The following is a 23382-nucleotide window of genomic DNA, read 5'->3' as shown; positions in this document are numbered from 1 at the left end:
CGCTACCCCGCGTCCGGGACACGCCATGGTCGTCATCAGGTCTGTCACTTGAACTTCAGCCCGACCACGCGCACGAGGCCATCGGGCATCTGCCGGTAACCCTCGAGCTTCTTGGTGTGCGCGATCAGAAGCGTACGGTGATAGACGTAGATGATCGGCAGGTCGTCGAGCAGGATCTTGGTCAGCTTGGCGTAGATCGCCTTGCGCTCGTCGATGTTCGCTGTCGCTCGCCCCTCTTCCATCAGCTTGTCGGCCTCGGGATTGGAATAGCCTCCGTCGTTCTGCGGCGCCTTGCTGCGCATGAAGATGTAGGAATTGCCGTCGGGATCGATGCGGCCGCTCCAGTTGATCTGGAAGACCTGGAACTCGCCGGCCTGGGCCTGCTTGAAGGTCGTCGCGAATTCGACCGCGCGGATCTTGATGTCGAAGCCGGCTTCCGCCGCCATCGATTGGACGACCTGGGCGACGGCCTCGTTCTCCGCGCCCTTCGGGATCATGTAGTCGACGGTCACGGGCGCGGTGACGCCGGCCTCCTTCAACAGTGCCTTGGCCTTGGCGATGTCACGGCCGCGGACCGGGAAGGCCTTCTGGTAATAGGGGTGCTTCGGGCTGACCCACTGATTGCCGGGCGTGAACTCGCCGTTGAAGACGACCTGGTTGAGAGCCTCGCGGTCGATCGACAGGTCAAGCGCCTGACGCACCTTGGCCGACTGGCTCAGCGGCCCCTTGGTCTTGTCGTTGCCGACATTCACGGTCAGGCCGAGATAGCCGAGCTCCGGAGCCGTCGACAGCACGAGCCGGGAATCGGCCCGCACGTCCTTGATGTCGGTGGCGAGCACGCGCTCGATCAGGTCGAGGCCACCCGACTTGAGGTTCGCGAGGCGCACGGTGGCATCCACGATCGGCAGGAACACGACGCGGTCGATATGGATGTTGTCCTTGTTCCAGTAGTCGGCGAACTTCTCGAACACCATGCGGTCCTGCTGGACGCGCTCGACGAATTTGTAGGGGCCGGCGCAGACCGGATGCAGGCCGAACTTGTCGCCGGCCTCCTTCGCCGCCTTCGGCGAGACCATCATGCCGGAGCGGTCGGTGAGCTGGGCGATCAGTGGCGAGTAGGGCGTCTTCAGCACCAGCTTGATGGTGAGAGGATCGACCACCTCGACGTGGTCGACGCTGGCGAGCTCGGACTTGCGGAACGAGGTCGGCAGCGTCATGTGACGCTCGATCGAGAACTTCGCGGCTTCCGCATCCAGCGGCTCGCCGTCGTGGAATTTGACGCCCGGCCGGAGCTTGATCGTCATCTCCTTGCCGTCGGCCGAGGTCTCGTGGGACAGTGCCAGCTGTGGCACGATGTTGAGCTTCTCGTCGATGTCGAACAGCTTGTCACAGAAGGCGGAGAAGACGATGCGGCCGACATAGGTGCGGCCGATGCTGGGATCGAGGATATCGGGGTCCTCGGCGATGCCGATGCGCAGCGTGGTCTGAGCCTGGACTTCGCTTTGGGCTGCGCCCACGAGCGACGTCAGCAGGGTCGACGCCAGGATTGCCACTCGCATGAAACTCATCGCTATCAACCTCTGTTTTGCGGCTATGCGGGGGCGGTCCCCAATGGACCAACCCCGCGCGCGCGGACTGCTTCCGGGCCGCCGCTGAAGGCGGCAACCAATTTTTCAAGGACCGGCGAAAAGCCGCCGTCGGACGGGACGATCGCCGCTGAGGACGGCAGTTCCGACGTTCGATGGCAGGCCGTTGCATGTCCAATGCCATCCGCGACCAGCCGAGGCATTTCGCTGCGGCAGCGCTCGACTACGTAGGGGCAACGGGTGTGGAAGCGGCAACCCGGTGGCGGATTCAGCGCGCTCGGGATCTCACCCTGCAGCACAATGCGGCTGCGCTTTGCCCGCGGTTTAGGCACGGGGATCGCGGACAGCAGCGCCCGGCTGTAGGGATGGCTCGGCGCCGCGAACAGGGCGTCGGCCTCAGCCGTCTCGACGATCTGGCCAAGATTCATCACCGCGACATGGTCGGCGATGTGCTTGACTACGGCGAGGTCATGCGAGACGAAAATATAGGCCAAGCCAAGCCGGTCCTGCAGCTCTCGCAGCAGGTTGAGGATCTGCGAGCGGATCGAGACGTCGAGCGCCGAGACCGGCTCGTCGCAGATGATCAGCTTTGGTTCGACGGCGAGCGCGCGGGCAATGGCGATGCGCTGGCGCTGGCCGCCGGAGAATTCGTGCGGATAGCGCCGCTCGAGCCGTGGCTCCAGCCCGACCAGCCGCAGGATTTCCGCGACCCGCTCGCGCCGCTGGGCCGGCGGCACGAGATCGTGGAGGGCGAGCGGCTCGGTCAGGATCTGGCCGACCGTCATGCGTGGGTTGAGCGAGGCGTAGGGGTCCTGGAAGATGATCTGCGCCTGGCGGCGGAAGGCGCGCAAGCCGCCGGCGTCGAGCGAAAGCAGGTCGCGGCCGTCGAAGCGGACCGCGCCCGCATCCGGCTCGATCAGCCGCAGCACCAAACGGCTGACGGTGGACTTGCCACATCCGGATTCGCCGACGAGCGCCAGCGTCTTGCCGGCGTCGAGCGAGAACGAAACGCCATCGACCGCCTTGACGTGCGCCAGCGCCCCGCCGAACAGCGAGCGCTCGGCGACGAAATGCTTGACCAGGCCTTCGACCTCGAGGAGCGCCATCACGGCACCAGCAATTCGAGTGGCGCGCGGATGCAGCGCGAGAGATGGCCGGCGCCGACTTCGATCAGCGGCGGTGGCGCGCTGGTGCAGGCGTCCAGCACGAACGGGCAGCGCGCGGCGAAGCGGCAACCGGCGGGCGGCTGGGCCATGTTCGGGACCATGCCTTCGATCGTCGCGAGCTGTTCGGCGCGATGATCGAGCCGCGGGATCGAGCCGAGCAGGCCGACAGTGTACGGATGCTGCGGCGCGGAGAACAATTCGTCCGCCGGCGCGCGCTCGACGATCTCGCCGGCATACATCACCGCGACCTCGTCGCAGACCTCGGCGACGACGCCGAGATCGTGGGTGATCAGGATGATCGCGGCGCCGCTGGCGGCCTTCAGCTCGCGCATCAGCTCCAGGATCTGGGCCTGCAGGGTGACGTCGAGCGCCGTCGTCGGCTCGTCGGCGATGAGGAGGCGCGGGTCGCAGGCCAGCGCCATCGCGATCATGACGCGCTGGCGCATGCCGCCCGAGAGCTTGTGCGGATAGTCGTCGATGCGCCGTTCGGGCGATGGGATATGGACGCGGCGCAGCAGCTCGATTGCGCGGTTCCGCGCACTCTTCCGCGAGCCGCCGCGATGGCGCAGGATCGTTTCGATGATCTGGTCGCCGATCGTGAAACTCGGGTTGAGCGAGGTCATCGGTTCCTGGAAGATCATCGCCAGCCGGTTGCCACGGAGGTCGCGCAGGGTCTGGTCCGGGGTCTTCAACAGGTCGAAACCGTCGAAGCGGATCGCGCCTGATATCTCCGCGCTCTGCTTCGGCAAGAGGCCCATGATCGCCAGCGACGTCACGCTCTTGCCGCAGCCGGATTCGCCGACGAGACCGAGCGTGGCGCCATTGGCGACGCTGAGATCGACGCTGTCGACCGCGTGGGTGATGCGGCCGTCGTCGCCATGAAAGCGGATGCGCAGGTCCGTGATCTCGATGAGGGGGCTGGCGCTCATGATCGTCTCGCGCTCGCCGCAGCGATGCTGGCGTCGATGACGCTGCGATCGGTGTTGCCGGCCGGGTTCTGTCGCGTCGGCATGGACGCGCGGAAATGCACCCAGAGCTCGTGGCTGACGCGCTCGAGCCGTTCGAGTTCAGCGATCGGATCGGGGTGATCGTCGGCGCGAATGTCGAGTGCCGGCCATTCCTCCTCGCCGTGGATCGCGAGCGCGGCCGACTGTTTGCCGCGCTTGTCGCCGCCGGCGGCTTCGCCGGCACGCATCGCCGCGAGCAGACGGCGCGGGAAGGGGAGGCTGTCATTGGCGATGTAGGTTTTTGCAGTCTCGTCGAGCACGTCGGCGCACGCGAGCATGTTGCCCGCGATCGAGAAGCCGCTGCCCGCGATGTGACCGCACCAATCGACACAGTCGCGCCCTGTATGCGCGGCGATCTCGCCGCTGGCATCCATGATGTGGACCTGGCGGCTCTCGCGGCCTGCGTCGGTCGCGAGCAGGGTTGCGAGCAAATCGTGTGCGTTCAAACCTTCGCGCAGCAGCTTGACGCCGTCGATGCCGTAATAGGGGTTGACGAAGGCCTGCGTCGCGATGGCGCCCAGGCCGGCGGCGATGTAGGGCACGCGCGCACCGACTGCGAAGAAGCGGGTCGCCACTGCGATGCCGAACTGGCCGGTGGCAGGATCGCGCGCGATGATCGACCAGGTCATGTGCAGCCTTCAGCGTCCTGCCGCGTAGCCTTGCATGCCGCGCGGATTGGCGGCGGCGCGCCGGCGCGGACCGACCCGCGAGGCCGCGGTGAGGCGGCCTTCGGACCAGTCGGGGCCGACCTCGACGATATGCCCGCGCTCGCGCAGGTTTTCGATCGTCGCCTTCGGCACGCGGTTCTCGACCACGAGCACGCCGGGGCGCGCGGTGCGCGGCCAGAACGAGATCGGGAAATGCTCGGAGTGCCAGGCCGGCGCGTCGATCGCCTCCTGAAGATTGAGATTGCAGTGAACGTGCCGCAGGAAGAACTGCGTGATCCACTGGTCCTGCTGGTCGCCGCCGGGCGAGCCCCAGGCGAGATATGGCTCGCCGTCGCGCAGCGCCATGGTCGGCGACAGCGTGGTGCGTGGCCGCTTGCCCGGCGCGAGCGCGGCCGGGTGGCCTTCCTCCAGCCAGAACATCTGGGCGCGGCTGCCCAGACAAAAGCCGAGCTCGGGAATGATCGGCGAAGATTGCAGCCAGCCGCCCGACGGCGTCGAGGACACCATGTTGCCCGCCTTGTCGATGATGTCGAAATGCACGGTGTCGCCGCGCACTTCGCCGAAGCGCCCGACGGTCGGCTCGCCGGCGCCGAGCGCGCCGACGGCCTCGCGCTGGCCCTCGGCGCGGCGCAGCTTGACCACGCCGCCGAAGCCTTCGACCGTGCCGGGGATGAAGTCGAGCGAAGCCTTGTCGGTGACGAGCTTGCGGCGCTCGTCGTTGTAGGCATCCGACAACAGTGTCGCGATCGGGATCTCGGTGAAGTTGGGATCGCCGTAGAATTTTTCACGGTCGGCGAAGGCGAGCTTGGCGCATTCGATCTGGAGATGGATGAATTCCGGCCCGGTCGGGTCGAGCCCGTCGAGCGCGAAGCCCTTCAGCAGCGCGAGCTGCTGCAGCGTCACCGGACCCTGACTCCAGACGCCGGCCTTGCAGACGGTGTAACGGCCATAATCATAGGTGAGCGGCGCCTCGATCGTCGGCTGCCAGCGCGCCATGTCGTCGGCGGAGAGCACGCCGCGATGCGGCGAGCCGCTGACGTCCATCACCTCCTGGGTCCGGCAGAACTTGTCGATGGCCTCTGCGACGAAGCCTTGCGACCAGGCTTTGCGCGCGCGCTCGATTTCGGCATCGCGGCCGCCGCCGCTCTCAGCCTCCCCGAGAATGCGGGCGTAAGTCGCGGCGAGCGTTGTGTTGGTGAATAGCGTGCCGGGTTTCGGAACCTCGCCGTTCGGCAGGTATACCGCAGCCGAGGTCGGCCAATGCTGACGGAACAACTGCTCGACGGTCTGGATCGTGGCGCAGGCGCGTTCGACCAGCGGATAGCCGTCGCGGGCGTAGGAGATCGCCGGCTCCAGGACGTCGCGCACGCGCATCGTGCCGTAGTCGCGCAGCAGCATCATCCAGGATTCGAAGGTGCCGGGGACACAGGCGGCGAGCAGGCCGGTGCCCGGCACCATGTCGAGGCCTTCGCTCCTGTAGTGCGCGATGGTGGCCCGCGCGGGGGCGGGGCCCTGGCCGCAGATCACCTCGGTGCGGCCGCGCTTTACGTCATGGACGATGATGGGCACGTCGCCGCCGGGGCCGTTCAGATGCGGCTCGACCACCTGGAGCGTGAAGGCGGTGGCGACGCCGGCGTCGAAGGCATTGCCGCCCTTCTCCAAAATGCCCATGCCGACGGCGGTCGCAATCCAGTGGGTGGTGGCGACGACCCCGAACGTGCCCTCGATCTCAGGCCTCGTCGTGAACGGATCGGGATTGATATTGCTGCCCATGAACTTCACCACCTTATTTCCGACGCGCGCAATTGATCACAGCCGATGCCGCGCCGCCAATGCGCAGGCCGCATGGCACGCGCGCGTCACGCCGGGACCGGCGCGGTGTTGACGGCGTGGCAGGCGACGCCGTCGATCAGGTCCGGGGCTTCCTTGCGGCAGAGATCGAACGCCAGCGGGCAGCGCGGGTTGAAGGCGCAGCCGGGGGGCGGGTTGATCGGGCTCGGGATCTCGCCCTTCACCGGAATGCGCTGGCGGCCGCTCATGGCAAGATCGGGCACGGCGCCGAGCAGCATCTTGGTGTAGGGCATGCGCGGATTGGCGAACAGCTCGCGCCCTTCGGCGATCTCGACGATGCGGCCGAGATACATCACGCCGACGCGGCTCGCCATGTGGCGCACCACGGCGAGGTTGTGGCTGATGAACATGTAGGTCAGGCCGAACTTGTCCTGAAGGTCGCGCATCAGGTTGAGGATCTGCGCCTGCACCGAGACGTCGAGCGCCGAGGTCGGCTCGTCGCAGACGATGAATTCGGCGTCTGATGCGAGCGCGCGCGCGATCGCGATGCGCTGGCGTTGGCCGCCGGAGAATTCGTGGGGATATTTCAGCCGGTCGTCAGGGTGCAGGCCGACCAGGCCGAGCAGCTCGCCGACCCGGGCCTGAATGTCGCGCTCGCCCTGGATCAGGCCGAAGGCGCGGATCGGCTCGGAGATGATGGCATCGACGCGGAAGCGCGGGTTCAGGCTTGCATAGGGATCCTGAAAGATCATCTGGATGCGGCGACGCAGCTTTCGCCGCGCCGGCGCCTGCCGCGGGTCGGTCATCGAGACGCCGTCGATGAGGACGTCGCCGGCGCTCGGCGGCAGCAGGCCGACGACCATGCGTGCGACCGTGGTCTTGCCGGAGCCGGACTCGCCGACCAGCGCAAACGTCTCGCCCTTCCTGATGCTGAAGGTAACGTGATCGACCGCCTTGAGATATTCGAGATGTCCGCCTTCGAGCACGCGGTTGAGCCAAGGTTTCGAGACGTCGAAGACGCGGCGCAGGTTCGTGGCCTGAACGAAGGGAGCGCTCATGCCGCGCTCTCCGCAGGCACATCGTCGTAAAGATGGCAGGCGACCGATTGCGCGCCGCGCGGCTGCGGCTCCGGCCGCTCGACCCGGCATCGATCGAAGGCGAAGGCGCAACGTGGGTTGAACGAACAGCCCGGCGGGATCGCCGACAGACGCGGCATCGAGCCCGGGATCTGCACCAGGCGCTTATCCTCCCCGGCCAGCGTCGGGATCGCGCCCATCAGCCCCTTGGCGTAGGGATGCAGCGGGGTCCTCACGACGTCCTGCACCGGGCCGATCTCGGCGACGCGGCCGGCATACATCACCGCGACGCGGTCGGAGGTCTCCGCGATCACGCCCATGTCGTGCGTCACCAGCATCACCGCGGTGCCGTGGTCGCGGCCGAGCCGCTTGATCAGCGAGATAATCTGCGCCTGCACGGAGACGTCGAGCGCCGTGGTCGGTTCGTCCGCGATGATCAGCTCGGGCTCGGCGCAGATTGCGAGCGCGATCACGACGCGCTGGCGCATGCCGCCGGAGAATTCGTGCGGATAGCCGTCGATGCGCTTTTCCGGCGCGGGAATGCCGACCTCGGCGAGCAGATCGATGGCACGGCGGCGGGCGGCGGTCTCGGACAGATTGAGGTGGGTGCGGATCGTCTCCACGATCTGGTCGCCGACCCGGTAGAGCGGATTGAGCGAGGTGAGCGGATCCTGGAAGATCATGCCGATCCGCTTGCCCCTGATGCGGCGCATCTCCTCCGGCGGCAGATTGTCGATGCGCAGGCCGGCGAGACGGATCTCGCCGCCGGCGATGCGGCCGGGCGGGTCGATCAAGCCGATCACGGCGAGGCCGGTGACGGACTTGCCGGCTCCGGATTCGCCGACCACGCCCAGCACTTCGCCCTTGGCGATGTCGAAGGAGACGCCGTCGATGGCGCGCAGTGTGCCGCGGCGGGAGGCGAACTCCACGTGAAGATCGCGTACGGAGAGGATGGGTTCGGTCATGAGCGAGGCGCTCTCATCGAAGTCTTGCTCATCGAAGCTTCGGATTGAGCGCGTCGCGCAGCCAGTCGCCGAGCAGATTGATCGACAAGATCAGCGCCGCGAGCGCGAGCCCCGGGAAGGCAACGATCCACCATTCGCCGGCGAACAGATAGTTGTTGCCGATGCGGATCAGCGTGCCGAGCGAGGGCATGGTGTCAGGCAGGCCGACACCGAGGAATGACAGTGTCGCCTCGGTGATGATGGCGAGCGCGAGGTTGATCGTGGCGATCACCAGGATCGGGCCCATCGTGTTCGGCAGCACGTGCCGCAGCATGATCTTCGGCGCCGGAAGGCCGATCAGCTGCGCGGCGGCGACGTAGTCCTTGTTCTTTTCCACCATCACGGAACTGCGCACCGTCCGGGCATACCCCACCCAGAAGCTCAGGCCGATGGAGATTACCAGCACGACCAGCATGCTGGTGGCGTCCAGCCGGTTGCCGAGGATCGATTTCGCGATGCCGTTGACCAAGAGCGCAATCAGGATCGCGGGAAAGGTGAGCTGCACGTCGGCGATGCGCATGATGACGCCGTCGATTGCGCCTCCGAAATAGCCTGCGATCAGGCCGAGAGCGATGCCGAGAGCTCCGGCGAAGATCACCCCGGCGAGACCGACCGCGAGCGAGATGCGCATGCCGTAGAGGATGGCGGAGAACACGTCACGACCCTGTTCGTCGGTGCCGAGCAGGAAGGGGCTCTGGCCGTCCGCGGTCCAGAGCGGCGAGATCCGCGAATTCATCAACTGCAATTGTGCCGGATCGAACGGGTTTTGCACCGCGAGCACGGACGCGAAGATCGCGAGCAGGAAGAACAAGACCGTGATGGCCGCGGCCACCATGGTCAGCTTCGAGCGCCGGAACGAATAGAACAGGTCGCTATCGAGCGCGCGGCCGAACCAGCCGTGGGCGGCATGAGCCGGCTTTGCACTCTGCTTGTCGGAATCGGAGACGACTGCGTCGGACATGCGGGTTGTCCTATGCGGCGCGGCCGACGGTCGAGCGCAGGCGCGGATCGACCACGGTGTAGAGAATGTCGACCACCAGATTGATGGTGACGAAGATCAGGGAAACCATCAGGAGGTACGCGGCCATGATCGGGATATCGACGTTCTGCACGGCCTGCACGAACAACAATCCCATGCCCGGCCATTGGAACACGGTTTCGGTGATGATCGAAAATGCAATAACCGAGCCAAACTGCAGTCCGGCCACGGTGATCACGGGAATCAGCGTGTTCTTCAGCGCGTGGCCGAAATGAATCGCTCGTGTGGTCAGCCCTCTTGCCCGGGCGAAGCGGATATAGTCGGTCCGCAAGACTTCCAGCATCTCCGCGCGCACCAGCCGCATGATCAGGGTCATCTGGAACAGGCCCAGCGTGATCGAGGGCATGATCAGCGCCTTCAGTCCAGACACCGTGAGCAGGCCCGTGGTCCACCAGCCGAGCTTGACCACCTCACCGCGGCCGAACGAGGGCAGCCAGCCCAATGTCACTGCGAACAGATAGATCAGGAGAATACCGATCAGGAAGGTCGGCAGCGAGATGCCGATTAGCGAAACCGCCTGAAAAAGCTTGGCGAGCACGGTGTCGCGCTTCAGCGCAGAATAGACCCCCATCAGGATGCCGCACACCATTGCGAACACGGTGGCGCAGATCGCAAGTTCCAATGTCGCAGGCATGCGCTCGCCCAGCAGCGTCGAGACCGGCTGGCGGAACTGGTAGGAGACGCCGAACTTGAACTGCGCGGCATCGGCGAAATAGCGCATGAACTGCACCGGCACGGGATCGTCGAGGCCGAGCGACTTGCGGACGATCGCGCGCTCGGCCGCCGAGGTGTCGATGGAGACGATCTGGTTGACGGGGTCGCCGGCGAAACGGAACATCGAGAACGCGATGATGCCGACGGCGAACATGACGCCGATGGCCTGAACGGCGCGGCGAAGCGTGAAAGCGAGCATGCCTTCCACTGTCCTTGGGTAAGCGTGCGGCCGACGATTCCGTCAGCCGGAAAAGGTAAGGTCCCGGAAGCGCTCGCTGCCGGGACCTCGTGATCGATCGACGCTATTCCTTCTTGGTCGCCCAGTGGAACATGACCAGATTGTCGGCGCGCTGCGGCAGGTTCACCTTCTTCGACACGCCCCAGGCCAGGGCCTGCTGGTGCAGCGGAATGTAGGCCCAGTCCTTCATGCTGATCTCGTATGCCTGCTTGATCAGCTGGTTGCGCTTGGCGGTGTCGGTTTCGACCAGCACCTTGTCGGTGATGGCGTCGAACTCCTTGTTGCAATAGCCGCCGAGATTGGCCTCGCCGCGCGAGGACTTCGCATCGTCGCGGCAGCCCATGATGTCGTAGAGCACGTTATGGGAGTCCATGGTGCTCGGGGTCCAGCCCAGCAGGTAGAACGATGTCTGGTAGTTGCCTTGCTTGAGCACCTTGGCGAAGTATTGCGCCTTCGGCTGCGCCAGGAGATTGATCTTGACGCCGATGCGGGCAAGCATGCCGACGACGGCCTGGCAGATCGCTGCGTCGTTGACGTAGCGGTCGTTCGGGCAGTCCATGGTGACCTCGAAACCGTCGGGGTAGCCGGCCTCGGCGAGGAGCTTCTTGGCGCCGTCAGCATCGAATTTCGGCCGTGTGAACTCCTTGGAGAGCGCGAACAGTTCCGGAGCGATCATCAGTGCCGAGGGCGTCGACAGTCCGCGCATGACGCGCGTCTTGATCAGCTCGATGTCGATCGCCTTGTAGAAGGCTTCGCGGACGCGGGCGTCCTTGAACGGATTCTTGCCCTTGATGTTGGAGTAGAGCAGCTCGTCGCGGGTCTGGTCGAAGCCGATGAAGATGGTGCGAAGCTCCGGTCCCTTCAGCACCTGGGCGTTTGGGCTGGAATCGACACGGGAGATGTCCTGGATCGGTACCGGCTCGATGACATCGACTTCGCCCGAGAGCAGCGCGGCGACGCGGGTGGCGTCGGATGCGATCGGGGTAAAGATGATCTCCTTCAGATTGCCCTCGACCTTGCCCCAGTAATTGGGGTTGGCCTTGAACACGGTCTTCACGCCGGGCTGATGGCTTTCGATGATGAAGGGGCCGGTGCCGTTCTCGTTGAGCGAGGCGTAGCTCGGCGTGGTCGCCGCCACCGGGGTCGGATCGACGACGTTGTTCTCCTCGGCCCACTTCTTGTTCATGATGTACCAGACATCCCACGCATTATGCAGGATGGGATTGGGCGAAGGCAGAACGAAGTCGACGGTGTAGTCGTCGACCTTCACGACCTTGACGTCGGGCGCGAGGCGGGTCTGCATGTTGGACCCCTTCTTGCGGACACGATCGGCTGAGAACAGCACGTCGTCGGCCGTGAAGGGATTGCCGTTGTGGAACTTGACGCCCTTGCGCAAGTGGAAGCGCCAGCGGGTCGGCTCCGGCGTTTCCCAGCTTTCAGCCAGTGCCGGAATGATCTTGAGGTCCTTGTCGCGCGCGGTGAGGCCCTGATAGACGTGACCGAGATGGGCGTGCGTGGTGCTCTCGTTCAAAGTATACGGATCGAGCGACTTCAAGTCACCCTGGTTGGCGTATCGTAGCGTCTGGCTCGACGCGGGCGAAACCGCCAAAGCAAGCGTACCGGCGAGCGTCGCCGCAAACAGACTTCGACCGACTGACATTCTTGACCCTCTCCGCACTGCCACGCCGGTGATTATTGCTTGTTCGGCGCGGCTGACCGATCCATGTTGCCCAGAGTTCTCGACCCGTGCAAGCGCCATTCCAGCAAGGAACGCGCCAAGTTGCGCCGCTGTGCAGCAATGCTGACGATATGGCCCGGCATGGAGATGACCGCGTCTTTCGACTTTGGTTGACTATACTGGCTGATTGCGGGACCGGGCAGCCGCTCCTGCATCAGGTCGCTTGCGTTGCACCACAACTCGCGGCGATACTGCGGGCGGGCCGCTCGAATCCCATCCGGAGGGGACATGAAAGTTAACATTGAAATCGACTGCACCCCCCTCGAAGCGCGCCAGTTCTTCGGTCTGCCGGATGTGGCGCCGATGCAGACGGCGGTGATGGACAAGTTGCAGCAGCAGGTACTCAGCAACATCGAGAAGGTCTCGCCGGAATCCTTGATCCAGAGCTGGTTCACCTTCGATCCCAAGATCGCGGAACGGTTTCAGGACATGTTCGTCACCATGGCCGGCCTTGGTGGCACGCGCAGCAGCGACAAGAAGAAATAGTGCCGCCCGGACCGGATGGGGCGCTGGAAGCAGGCCGGCTTCGTCCGCCGGGTCTCGGCATGTTGCTCGCCGAGGCCAGGGGGCTCTTCGAATTGAATGCGAGCTTGCTGCTGTCGCCGCTGCTGATGCGCGCGCCAAGGGGCGACGGCCATCCGGTGCTGGCGCTGCCGGGCTTTCTCGCCAGCGACCTTTCCATGGTGCCGATGCGGCGCTACCTCAGCGAGCTCGGTTATGAGGCACATGCCTGGCGGATGGGCCGCAATCTCGGTGGGCTCGGACGGATGCGGGATTCCCTGCGCGCACGCCTGGCTGAAATTCATGCCGCCACGGGGCGCAAGGTCAGCCTGGTCGGATGGAGCCTCGGCGGCGTCTATGCCCGCGATCTCGCGCTTTGGGCGCCCGACAAGGTTCGCTACGTCATCACCCTCGGCAGCCCTTTTGCCAATGACGTCAGGGCAACCAATGCCACGCGGCTCTACGAAGCCTTGTCCGGTGAGCGTGTGGAAGATTTTGCGGAAGAACGCGAAGCGATTGCGGGCGATCTGCCGGTGCCGACGACGTCGATCTATTCGCGAGCCGACGGCGTCGTGAACTGGCGGACTTGCCTGCTCCGCCCGTCGGAGCGAGCCGAGAACATCGAGGTGCACCTGGCAAGCCATCTCGGGCTCGGGGTGAACCCCGCAGCGCTGTGGGCCGTGGCGGACCGTCTGGCGCAGCCGGAGGGGCAATTCCGGCCATTCGACCGGTCCGGGCCCTTTGCCATTGCATATGCCCCGCCGGAACAGGCAGTATCGGCCTGACGAGAAGCGCCGCCAAGGCGCCCGTCAAATCTCTGCGGGAGGGAACCATGGCCGACGGGAAGAAGCTGTCGTCGCTGGACGCGTCGTTTCTCTATCTGGAAACGCCTGAAATGCCGATGCATGTCGGGAGCATGGCGATCTTTCGCCTGCCCGACGACTACAAGGGCGACTTCTTCGAAGACTTCAAGGCGATGATCGTCTCGCGCCTGCACATCGCGCCGATCCTGAAGGCACGGCTGGAGAAGGCCCCGCTCGACATCGATCATCCCTCCTGGGTCGAGGACGATCAGTTCGACATCGACCGCCACATCTTCCGCGCCAGCCTGCCGCAGCCGCGCGATCGTGCGACGCTCGAGCGCATCGTGGGCTGGATGCATGCCAAGCTGTTGAACCGTGCCCGCCCGCTCTGGGAATTCTACGTGTTCGAGGGCATGAAGGACAACGAGGTCGGGCTCTATTCCAAGATGCACCATGCCGCGATCGACGGCGGCGCCGGGGCGGCGCTGACCAACATGATCTACGACATCTCGCCGATCCCCCGGAAGGTCGAGCCGCCGGCGGCGGGCAGCAAGCCAGGGCAGGAGCCGCGCGACATCGCCGCCAACCTGCTCGATTCCTATCAGCAGCTGTTCTCTCAGTCGCTCGATGCTTCGCAGGCTGCGAAGAACCTTCAGCTGCCGCGCACCGGCAAGAGCGACATCGGCTCGATCCTGTTCGACAACGCGATGTACCAGATCGAGAGCGCGGTGCGCTTCGCCGGCAACATCCCGACCGTGCTCAAGAGCCTGTCAGACGTACTCGGCAAGGTCGCCGACCCCAAGTCGCGCGAGAGCCTCGCCAGCATGGTGTCGCCTCCGACCATGCTCAACAAGACCATCTCCTCGGAGCGCAGCTTTGCGGGCGTGTCGATCCCGCTGTCCCGCGCGAAGGCGCTGGCCAAGCAGGCCGGCGGCAAGCTCAACGACGTCGTGCTGGCGCTGGCCTCCGGCGTGGTCCGCCGCTACCTCCTGCAATACGGCACATTGCCGCCGAAATCCTTGACCGCGGCGGTGCCGATCTCGCTGCGGGAGGAGGGCAACACCGAGGCCAACAACCAGGTGTTCGGCATGATCTGCTCGATCGCGACCAACGTCGACGATCCCAAGGCGCGGCTGGAAGCAATCATCGCGCAATCGACCAAGTCCAAGGAGATGTCGCATCCCTTGCGTGCGCTGATGCCCCAGGTCTCCAATATCTCGATGCTGGGCGCGCCGATCATGGTGCAGATCCTGGCGCTGCTCTACAGCCGGTCCAACCTGTCGGACGTTCTGCCGCCGGCCGCCAACATCACCGTGTCCAACGTGCCCGGACCGCGGCAGACCCTCTACGCCGCCGGCGCCGAACTGCTGCACATCTTCCCCGTGTCGATCTCGACGCACGGGCAGGCGCTCAACATCACCGTGCAGAGCTACCGCGACCAGCTCGATTTCGGCTTCATCGTCGGCGCCAACATCATTCCCCACGTGCAGGTGATGTGCGACATGTTGCCGGAGGAGTTCGCCGCGCTGGAGGCGGCCTACGCGCCGCCGGCGGCGGACATCAAAGGTGCCGCTGAATAGGAATGCTGCAATGATTGAAATGCCGCCGCTCAAGTTCGCGTCGACGAACGGAATCCGCATGGGCTATTACGAGGCGGGCCCGGTCGACGACAAGCCGCCGATCGTGCTGTGCCACGGCTGGCCCGAGCTCGCCTTTTCCTGGCGCCACCAGATCAAGGCGCTGAGCGAGGCCGGCATCCGGGTGATCGCGCCGGACCAGCGCGGCTATGGTGCGACCGACCGGCCGGAGCCGGTCGAGGCTTACGACATGGAGCATCTGACCGGCGATCTCGTCGGCCTGCTCGATCATCTCGGGATCGACAAGGCGATCTTCGTCGGCCACGACTGGGGCGGCTTCGTGGTCTGGCAGATGCCGCTGCGGCACCCTTCGCGCGTCGCCGGCGTCGTCGGCGTCAACACGCCGCATTGGGACCGCGCGCCGATCGATCCCATTGCGCTGTTCCGTCAACGTTTCGGCGACCAGATGTACATCGTCCAGTTCCAGGACCCCGCGCGCGAGCCGGACAGGATCTTTGGCAGCCGCGTCGAACAGACCTTTGACGCCTTCATGCGCAAGCCGCTGCCGCGGCCGGCGGCCAAGCCGGAGGAGCCGGCCATCGCAGGCGTCGGCGCCTCCTCAAAGACCAATCTGGCGTTCCCGCAGATGATCGCGGCCTACGATGCCAAGGTCGACCCGCGCACGCCGATCCTGTCTGCGGAGGAGAAGAAGGTGTTCGTCGACACCTTCACCAAGACCGGCTTCACCGGCGGCATCAACTGGTATCGCAATTTCACCCGCAATTGGGAGCGATCGAAGGGGCTCGACCACCACATCCATGTGCCGTCGCTGATGATCATGGCCGAGAACGACGCGGTGCTGCCGCCTTCGGCGGCCGACGGCATGGAGAAGCTGATCGGCGATCTCGAGAAATATCTGGTGAAGGACAGCGGCCACTGGACGCAGCAGGAGAAGCCGGAAGAGGTCAGCGCCAAGCTGATCGAATGGCGTAGAAAGCGGTTTGGCTGACGAAGTAGTCGTCATCCCGGGCGATGCGTAGCATCGAACTATGGTGCGCTCTTGCGCACCTGAGGATCTCGAGATTCCGGGCCTGGTCCTTCGGACCATCCCGGAGTGACGTAAGGCAGGGGGAAGCGAAGTTAAATGTCATCCAAGAACCGATTGAACCCGATCCCGCAACCGCCGAGCAAGCCGGTGGTCGGCAACATGCTGTCGCTGGACGCGGCCGCTCCCGTGCAGCACCTGACGCGGCTCGCGAAGGAATTGGGGCCGATCTTCTGGCTCGACATGATGGGCTCGCCGATCGTCGTCGTCTCCGGCCATGATCTCGTCGACGAACTCTCGGACGAAAAGCGCTTCGACAAGACGGTGCGCGGCGCGCTGCGGCGTGTGCGGGCGGTCGGCGGCGATGGCCTGTTCACCGCCGACACCCGTGAGCCGAACTGGAGCAAGGCGCACAACATCCTGCTCCAGCCCTTCGGCAACCGCGCCATGCAGTCCTACCATCCGAGCATGGTCGATATCGCCGAGCAGCTCGTTCAGAAATGGGAACGGCTCAATGCCGACGACGAGATCGACGTCGTCCACGACATGACCGCGCTGACGCTGGACACGATCGGCCTGTGCGGCTTCGACTACCGCTTCAATTCCTTTTACCGGAGCGACTATCACCCCTACGTGGAGTCGCTGGTGCGCTCGCTCGAAACCATCATGATGACGCGCGGCCTGCCGTTCGAGCAGATCTGGATGCAGAGGCGGCGCAAGACGCTCGCCGAGGACGTCGCCTTCATGAACAAGATGGTCGACGAGATCATCGCCGAGCGTCGCAAGAACTCGGAGGCGATCGACGACAAGAAGGATATGCTGGCCGCGATGATGACCGGCGTCGACCGCGTGACCGGCGAGCAGCTCGATGACGTCAACATCCGCTATCAGATCAACACGTTCCTGATCGCGGGCCACGAGACCACCAGCGGGCTGTTGTCCTACACGCTCTATGCAATGCTCAAGCATCCGGAGATCCTCAAGAAGGCCTATGACGAGGTCGATCGCGTCTTCGGCCCCGACATCAATGCCAAGCCGACCTATCAACAGGTGACACAGCTCACCTACATCACCCAGATCCTGAAGGAGGCGCTGCGGCTGTGGCCGCCGGCGCCGGCCTATGGCATCACGCCGCTGAACGACGAGGCCATCGGCGGCGGCAAGTACAAGCTGCGGAAAGGCACCTTCGTCACCATCCTGGTGACGGCGCTGCACCGTGATCCCAACGTGTGGGGTCCCAACCCCGACGCCTTCGATCCCGAGAACTTCAGCCGCGAGGCGGAGGCGAAGCGGCCGATCAATGCCTGGAAGCCGTTCGGCAACGGCCAGCGGGCCTGCATCGGCCGTGGCTTTGCCATGCACGAGGCCGCGCTCGCGCTCGGCATGATCCTGCAGCGCTTCAAGCTGATCGACCACCAGCGCTACCAGATGCACCTGAAGGAGACGCTGACGATCAAGCCGGAAGGCTTCAAGATCAAGGTGCGGCCGCGCGCCGACCGCGAGCGCGGCGCCTATGGCGGGCCGATTGCGGCTTCGTCCTCTGTATCAAAGGCGCAGCGCAAACCCACGACGCGGCCCGGCCATAACACCCCGATGCTGGTGCTCTACGGCTCCAATCTCGGCACCGCCGAGGAACTCGCGACGCGCATGGCCGACCTTGCGGAGATCAACGGCTTTGCCGTGCATCTCGGCCCGCTCGACGACTACGTCGGCAAGCTGCCGCACGAGGGCGGCGTGCTGATCATCTGCGCCTCCTACAACGGTGCGCCGCCCGACAACGCGACGCAGTTCGTCAAATGGCTCGGCAGCGACCTTCCGAAGGACGCCTTCGCCGGCGTGCGCTACGCCGTGTTCGGCTGCGGCAACAGCGACTGGGCCGCGACCTATCAATCGGTGCCGCGCTTCATCGACGAGCAATTGTCGGCGCGCGGCGCACGCGCGGTCTATCCGCGCGGCGAGGGCGATGCGCGCAGCGATCTCGACGGCCAGTTCCAGAAATGGTTCCCGGCGGCGGCCCAGGTCGCGACCAGGGAGTTCGGCATCGACTGGAATTTCACCCGCACCGCGGAGGACGATCCGCTTTACGCGATCGAGCCGGTCGCGGTGACCGCGGTCAACACCATCGTCGCCCAGGGCGGCGCTGTCGCGATGAAGGTCCTGGTGAACGACGAGCTTCAAAACAAGAACGGCCCCAATCCGTCGGAGCGTTCGACGCGCCACATCGAGGTGCAACTGCCGGCTGGTGTCAGCTACCGCGTCGGCGATCACCTCAGCGTCGTCCCGCGCAACGATCCGACGCTGGTGGATTCGATCGCCCGCCGCTTCGGCTTCCTGCCGGCCGACCAGATCAGGCTGCAAGTGGCCGAGGGACGCCGTGCGCAATTGCCGGTCGGCGAGGCTGTGTCGGTCGGGCGCCTGCTCAGCGAGTTCGTCGAGCTGCAGCAGGTGGCGACACGCAAGCAGATCCAGATCATGGCCGACCATACTCGCTGCCCGGTCACCAAACCGAAGCTGCTCGGCTTCGTCGGCGAGGAGCCTGAAACGCTCGAGCGTTACCGCAGCGAGATCCTCGCCAAGCGCAAATCGGTGTTCGACCTGCTGCTCGAATATCCCGCCTGCGAGTTGCCGTTCCACGTCTATCTGGAAATGCTCTCGCTGCTGGCGCCGCGCTATTACTCGATCTCGTCCTCGCCGTCGGTGGACCCGACGCGCTGCAGCATCACGGTCGGCGTGGTCGAGGGGCCGGCTGCTTCGGGACGCGGCGTCTACAGGGGAATCTGTTCGAACTATCTCGCCAATCGCCGCACCGGCGATACGATCTACGCGACCGTGCGGGAAACCAAGGCTGGCTTCCGTCTGCCGGATGATCCGTCCGTGCCTATTATCATGATCGGTCCGGGCACGGGCCTTGCGCCGTTTCGCGGCTTCCTCCAGGAGCGCGCCGCGCGCAAGGCCAAGGGTGCTACGCTCGGCCCGGCGATGCTGTTCTTCGGCTGCCGCCATCCCGACCAGGATTTTCTCTACGCGGAGGAGCTGAAGGCGCTGGCGGCGGCCGGCATCACCGAGCTGTTCACGGCATTCTCGCGCGCGGACGGGCCGAAGACCTATGTGCAGCACCTGCTCGCCACGCAGAAGGACAAGGTGTGGCCGCTGATCGAGCAGGGCGCGATCGTCTATGTCTGCGGTGACGGCGGCAAGATGGAGCCCGATGTGAAGGCGGCGCTGGTCGCGATCCACCGCGAGAAGAGCGGCAGCGATGCCGCGGCAAGCGCGCGCTGGATCGAGGAGATGGGGACGAGCAATCGGTATGTGCTGGACGTCTGGGCAGGCGGGTAAGGCGACGCTTACTCCCGTAGCCCGGATGAGCGAAGCGATATCCGGGATTCCAATGCACGCGCGGTCCCGGGTATCGCTTCGCTCACCCGGGCTACGAATTATTCGTGCTAAACGTCGCCCATGATTCCCTGGGAAAAGATCGACACCGCCAAAATTCCCGGCTCCGACGAGGAGCTCCGCCTGATGCGGCGGGGCAAGGAGTTTTCGATCAAGCTCGGCAGCAACGAGCTGATGAACAACCGCTTGTCCGGCTCGGAAGCCGCGCTGGCAACGCTCGCGGCGAAACAGATCGAGGAGGTGGCCAAGCCCGTCGTTCTCATCGGCGGCCTCGGCATGGGCTTTACGTTGCGTGCAGCGCTGACGGTGCTTGGGCCCAAGGCGAAGATCGTGGTGTCCGAGCTCGTGCCCGCGGTGGTGGCCTGGGCGCGGGGGCCGATGGCCGAGGTGTTCGGCGACAGCCTCGATGACGCCAGGGTGAACATCCGGGAGGTCGACGTCGGCGAGATCATCCGCGCGAAGCGGTCGGCCTTCGACGCCATTCTCCTCGACGTCGACAACGGGCCGGAGGGACTGACCCGCAAGGGCAACGATGCCCTCTATAGTGCGAGCGGACTGGCGGCGGCCAAGACGGCGCTGCGCCCGGGCGGCGTGCTCGCTGTCTGGTCGTCGGGACCCAATCCGCCGTTCACAAGGCGTCTCAAGCGTGCGGGTTTCGACGTCAACGAAGTCAATGTCCGCGCGACCGGCAGGGGCGGCGGTGCGCGCCACGTGATTTGGATCGCGAAGAAAAGTTAGGCCGCCTGCGCCGCTGCGCCATGCGCGTGCTTGTCGATCGCATCGATGATCTCCGGCCAGAAGCGCATGGGCAGCGCGTGGCCCATGCCCTCGATCATCAGCAGTCTTGCGTTCGGGATCGACGCCGCCGTGTCCTTGCCGCCTTCGGGGCGCACCAAGGGATCGACGGTACCGTGGATCACCAGCGTCGGAACCTTCACCGCGTGCAGCCGCTCCTTGCGGCTGCCGGACGCCAGCACGGCGCGGAGCTGGCGGCCGACGCCGGCCGGATTGAGCCCGCGTGCGAACACGCGCTCGGCGCGGCCGGGGTCGAGCGCTTCCTCCTCCGGAAAATGTCCGGCGCGCAGCACTTTCCAGGTCTGGCCGAAGCGGACGATGAACTCGTCCTTGCTGCGCGGCGGCGGCGCCATCAGCATCGCCGCGGCCTCGCGTGTCGGCGGCGGCACGCGCGGATTGCCCGTGGTCGACATGATCGAGGTCAGCGAACGTGCGCGGTGCGGAAAGGACAGTGTCACCTCCTGCGCGATCATGCCGCCCATGGACGCCCCGACCAGATGCGCCGACTTGATGCCGAGCGCATCCATCAGCCCCACCGTGTCTTTCGCCATGTCGATCAGCTTGTAGGTCGCGGCGACAGGAATTTTGAAGAAGCGCAGCTTCAGCAGCTCGAGCGGCGTCAGGCGCTTGCCGCCGGTGAGATGGCTGGACTTGCCGATGTCGCGGTTGTCGAAGCGGATCACGCGGAAGCCGCGCGCGGCGAGCTGCTCGCAGAACGCGTCGTCCCAATGGATCATCTGCGCGCCGAGCCCCATGATCAGCAGCAGCGGCTCGGCATTGTCGGTGCCGAAGATCTCGTAGCAGATGTCGATGCCGTTGGCGCGGACGGTCTGGGGCGGCTGATGGGCGGTCACGGATCCCTCCTGCTGATCCATGCTGTATCGCATGGTTTCGTTCCGCAAAGAAGCGGCGTTGGCAGCGCCGCGCCCGCTGCTTGCTGGTTGACCGGCCCCGCGCAACGGTGTGGTATGGCGACCCAAGAAGGGTGCAAAGCCCTCCACATTGGGAGGATGCCGATGACCGACAAGATCACCGATCCGGTCGCCTTGTGGCAGAAAATGGTTGGCGAGATGGAGAAGGGCTTCAACTCCTTCGCGACCAAGGCGATGGAGACGCCCGAATTCTCGCAGGCCGTGAACCGCGCCGGCGGCGTTGCTGCAGGTGCTCAGAAGCAGTTCGGCGATCTCATGGAGAAATACCTGCTCGCCATGAACCTGCCCAGCCGCGAGCAGATGACGGGTGTCGCGGAGCGGCTCCAGTCGATCGAAGGCCAGCTCGGCGAGATCAAATCGATGTTGAGCCAGATGTCGAGTTCCGGTGCGCAGCAAACCGGCGCCGCGCCACGTCCGCCGCGCACGAAACGTCCGCCGTCCGAAGGCGGAGAACAGAAATGAACGCGCCGGCGGGACTTGATCTCGCGTCGATCCCGGAGCGTATCCAGTCCGAGGTGCAGCGCGCGATTCAGCGCAGCATCAAGGGCGTGGAGTATTTCTCGACCTCGGGGCCCTCGCTCGGCTCGACACCCAAGGACGTGCTGCACTCGCGCGGAACCATGAGCCTCTACCACTACCGGCCGATGTCGGACGAGATCTACCGCGTGCCGGTGCTTATCGTGATGGCGACGACCAACCGCGGCTACATCCTCGATCTCGTGCCCGGCCAGAGCTTCATCGAGTTCCTGCTGAGACGCGGCTACGACGTCTACATGCTGGACTGGAGCGCGCCTCGGCCGGAGGAAAAGAGCCTGCGCATGGAGGACTATGTCCTCGACTTCATCCCGGATTGCGTCCGCCGCGTGCAGGCCGATTCCGGCGAGCAGGACGTCTCGATCATCGGCTATTGTTTTGGCGGCGTGCTGTCGCTGCTCTACGGCGCGATCCACCCGGATGGCCCGATGAAGAACCTGATCTGCTTCACCACGCCGATCGACTTCCGCGAGATGAAGCTGTTCTCGAACTTCTCCGACCGCCGCTATTTCGACGTCGACCGTCTCGTCGACAGCGTCGGCAACGTGCCGCCCGAAATGATCCTGTCCTCGTTCGAGATGCTGCGCCCGGCCTCGCGCACGGTGAGCCAGATCCAGCTCTGGGAGAACATCTGGAACGACGAGTTCGTGAAGTCCTATCGCATGTTCGATCGCTGGGCGACCGACACGCTGCCGCTGGCGGGCGAATATTTCCGAACCATCACCAAGGACCTGATGTGGGACAACAAGCTGTTCAACGACACCATGTCGGTCGGCGGCCGGCCTGCAAGGCTCGCGGACATCAAGGTGCCGATGCTGCACGCGGTCGCCGAACACGACCACATCGTGCCTTATGAGGCCGCAAAACACCTGATCGCGAAGATCGGATCTGCTGACAAGGAAGAGGTGATGCTGAAGGGCGGTCACGTCTCGCTGGTCGCAGGCGCCAATGCCGTGAAGCGGCTATGGCCGAAACTGGATTCCTGGCTGGGGAAGAGATCGACATGAGCGAGCAGCGTTCCTATCCGCGCCACGCCAAGACCGATGCCGGCGATATCGAGGTCCGGCTGATGTCGCCCGCCGACGAAGCCGCGGTGCTGGCTTTCGGCAGGGGCCTGCCGACGCATGACCTCTTGTTCCTGCCCCGCAACATCAGCGAGCCGAAGGTGCTGTCGGCCTGGGTCAAGGAGATCGAGCGTGGCGCGATCACGAGCCTGCTCGCGCTCCGGGACGGCAAGGTCGTCGGCTGCGGCACGCTGGTGCGCGACCCGCATTCCTGGTCGCCTCATGTCGGCGAGATCCGGATGGTGGTCTCGCTCGATGTCCGGGGCAAAGGGGTGGGGCGGGCGCTGTCGCAGGAAACCTTTGCGCTTGCGCTCGGCGCCGGCCTGGAAAAGCTGTCGGTCCAGATGACGGTCGACCAGCAGGCGGCGATCGCTCTGTTCGAAAGCCTCGGCTTCAAGGCCGAAGCACTGCTGCGGGACCATGTCCGGGACGTCGACGGCAGAACCCATGACATCGTTGTGCTCGGCCACAACATCGCGCAGGTGCAGGCTCAGATGGAGGCTTACGGCTTGCCGGGCGCTGTCCAGCAGTAAGGGGCGGGACCTCGCCGGCCCAAAAAGGCACCAATTTGCCGACTACGAAGGCTGATCACGGGTTCGTGATATCGCAGTGCAATATGAATGTTGCATTGCACAATTAACTATGCCATATAGATCTTGCCCCGGGCCAATGCGGACGGGGTGAGCCCATAGCTCAAACCATTGAGGATGG

General features: G+C 65.1%; 20 protein-coding genes. 9 read left to right on the top strand and 11 right to left on the bottom strand.

Annotated elements, in window-relative coordinates:
• Positions 1 to 44 precede the first annotated feature (44 nt).
• From AC3WLX_RS08495 to AC3WLX_RS08450, 10 genes are all read right to left on the bottom strand, one after another.
• Positions 45 to 1568: an ABC transporter substrate-binding protein gene (locus AC3WLX_RS08495; RefSeq protein WP_492335486.1), complete on the bottom strand. Its 1524-nt coding sequence runs from the start codon at positions 1566 to 1568 to the stop codon at positions 45 to 47.
• A gap of 23 nt (positions 1569 to 1591) precedes the next feature.
• Positions 1592 to 2692, bottom strand: a complete 1101-nt coding sequence (locus AC3WLX_RS08490; RefSeq protein ID WP_492335485.1) for an ABC transporter ATP-binding protein — start codon at positions 2690 to 2692, stop codon at positions 1592 to 1594.
• Positions 2692 to 3681, bottom strand: a complete 990-nt coding sequence (locus AC3WLX_RS08485; RefSeq protein WP_492335484.1) for an ABC transporter ATP-binding protein — start codon at positions 3679 to 3681, stop codon at positions 2692 to 2694. Before AC3WLX_RS08485 ends, AC3WLX_RS08490 begins: the two co-directional genes overlap by 1 nt.
• Positions 3678 to 4388: a DUF1028 domain-containing protein gene (locus tag AC3WLX_RS08480; RefSeq protein ID WP_492335483.1), complete on the bottom strand. Its 711-nt coding sequence runs from the start codon at positions 4386 to 4388 to the stop codon at positions 3678 to 3680. The genes AC3WLX_RS08485 and AC3WLX_RS08480 overlap by 4 nt, the downstream gene beginning before the upstream one ends.
• 9 nt (positions 4389 to 4397) lie before the next feature.
• Positions 4398 to 6200 carry a gamma-glutamyltransferase family protein gene (locus AC3WLX_RS08475; RefSeq protein ID WP_492335482.1) on the bottom strand — a complete coding sequence of 601 codons (1803 nt, stop codon included), beginning with the start codon at positions 6198 to 6200 and terminating at the stop codon, positions 4398 to 4400.
• A gap of 86 nt (positions 6201 to 6286) precedes the next feature.
• The gene (locus AC3WLX_RS08470; protein ID WP_492335481.1) at positions 6287 to 7276 is read right to left on the bottom strand and encodes an ABC transporter ATP-binding protein; all 990 of its coding nucleotides are present in this window, start codon (positions 7274 to 7276) and stop codon (positions 6287 to 6289) included.
• The gene (locus AC3WLX_RS08465) at positions 7273 to 8259 is read right to left on the bottom strand and encodes an ABC transporter ATP-binding protein (RefSeq protein WP_492335480.1); all 987 of its coding nucleotides are present in this window, start codon (positions 8257 to 8259) and stop codon (positions 7273 to 7275) included. Before AC3WLX_RS08465 ends, AC3WLX_RS08470 begins: the two co-directional genes overlap by 4 nt.
• 28 nt (positions 8260 to 8287) lie before the next feature.
• On the bottom strand, positions 8288 to 9259 hold the full coding sequence (locus tag AC3WLX_RS08460) for an ABC transporter permease (protein WP_291626440.1): 972 nt from the start codon (positions 9257 to 9259) through the stop codon (positions 8288 to 8290).
• 10 nt (positions 9260 to 9269) lie between these two features.
• On the bottom strand, positions 9270 to 10250 hold the full coding sequence (locus tag AC3WLX_RS08455; RefSeq protein WP_492335479.1) for an ABC transporter permease: 981 nt from the start codon (positions 10248 to 10250) through the stop codon (positions 9270 to 9272).
• Positions 10251 to 10353: 103 nt separating this feature from the next.
• A complete protein-coding gene (locus tag AC3WLX_RS08450) occupies positions 10354 to 11949 on the bottom strand; it encodes an ABC transporter substrate-binding protein (protein WP_492335478.1) in 1596 nt (531 codons plus the stop codon).
• 306 nt (positions 11950 to 12255) lie between these two features.
• On the opposite strand from AC3WLX_RS08450, the gene AC3WLX_RS08445 reads away from it, so the two are divergent.
• From AC3WLX_RS08445 to AC3WLX_RS08420, 6 genes are all read left to right on the top strand, one after another.
• Entirely contained in the window at positions 12256 to 12513 is a 258-nt protein-coding gene (locus AC3WLX_RS08445) for a DUF6489 family protein (RefSeq protein WP_097659465.1), read from the top strand.
• A complete protein-coding gene (locus AC3WLX_RS08440) occupies positions 12513 to 13313 on the top strand; it encodes an esterase/lipase family protein (protein WP_291626403.1) in 801 nt (266 codons plus the stop codon). The genes AC3WLX_RS08445 and AC3WLX_RS08440 overlap by 1 nt, the downstream gene beginning before the upstream one ends.
• Before the next feature lie 47 nt (positions 13314 to 13360).
• A complete protein-coding gene (locus AC3WLX_RS08435; protein ID WP_291626401.1) occupies positions 13361 to 14911 on the top strand; it encodes a wax ester/triacylglycerol synthase family O-acyltransferase in 1551 nt (516 codons plus the stop codon).
• Between the two features lie 10 nt (positions 14912 to 14921).
• Positions 14922 to 15917, top strand: a complete 996-nt coding sequence (locus tag AC3WLX_RS08430; protein ID WP_492335477.1) for an alpha/beta fold hydrolase — start codon at positions 14922 to 14924, stop codon at positions 15915 to 15917.
• A gap of 135 nt (positions 15918 to 16052) precedes the next feature.
• Positions 16053 to 19289 (top strand): bifunctional cytochrome P450/NADPH--P450 reductase, encoded by a 3237-nt coding sequence (locus AC3WLX_RS08425; protein ID WP_492335476.1) that lies wholly within the window; start codon positions 16053 to 16055, stop codon positions 19287 to 19289.
• 120 nt (positions 19290 to 19409) lie between these two features.
• Complete coding sequence (locus tag AC3WLX_RS08420) at positions 19410 to 20084, top strand: spermidine synthase (protein ID WP_492335475.1); 675 nt, start codon at positions 19410 to 19412, stop codon at positions 20082 to 20084.
• Here AC3WLX_RS08420 and AC3WLX_RS08415 read toward each other — a convergent pair.
• Entirely contained in the window at positions 20081 to 20995 is a 915-nt protein-coding gene (locus AC3WLX_RS08415; RefSeq protein ID WP_492335474.1) for an alpha/beta fold hydrolase, read from the bottom strand. The genes AC3WLX_RS08420 and AC3WLX_RS08415 overlap by 4 nt on opposite strands.
• Positions 20996 to 21157: 162 nt before the next feature.
• On the opposite strand from AC3WLX_RS08415, the gene AC3WLX_RS08410 reads away from it, so the two are divergent.
• Genes AC3WLX_RS08410 through AC3WLX_RS08400 form a run of 3 tightly spaced genes read left to right on the top strand, consistent with a single transcriptional unit; the run spans position 21158 to position 23204 of the window.
• Positions 21158 to 21535, top strand: a complete 378-nt coding sequence (locus tag AC3WLX_RS08410) for a hypothetical protein (RefSeq protein ID WP_492335473.1) — start codon at positions 21158 to 21160, stop codon at positions 21533 to 21535.
• A complete protein-coding gene (locus tag AC3WLX_RS08405; RefSeq protein ID WP_492335472.1) occupies positions 21532 to 22614 on the top strand; it encodes a PHA/PHB synthase family protein in 1083 nt (360 codons plus the stop codon). The genes AC3WLX_RS08410 and AC3WLX_RS08405 overlap by 4 nt, the downstream gene beginning before the upstream one ends.
• Positions 22611 to 23204 carry a GNAT family N-acetyltransferase gene (locus AC3WLX_RS08400; protein ID WP_492335471.1) on the top strand — a complete coding sequence of 198 codons (594 nt, stop codon included), beginning with the start codon at positions 22611 to 22613 and terminating at the stop codon, positions 23202 to 23204. The genes AC3WLX_RS08405 and AC3WLX_RS08400 overlap by 4 nt, the downstream gene beginning before the upstream one ends.
• Positions 23205 to 23382: the final 178 nt, after the last annotated feature.

Source organism: Bradyrhizobium sp. FW305-F6 (assembly GCF_058782905.1).
Note: the sequence above shows the minus strand (reverse complement) of the source record. Positions and strands in the feature narration are given on the sequence as shown.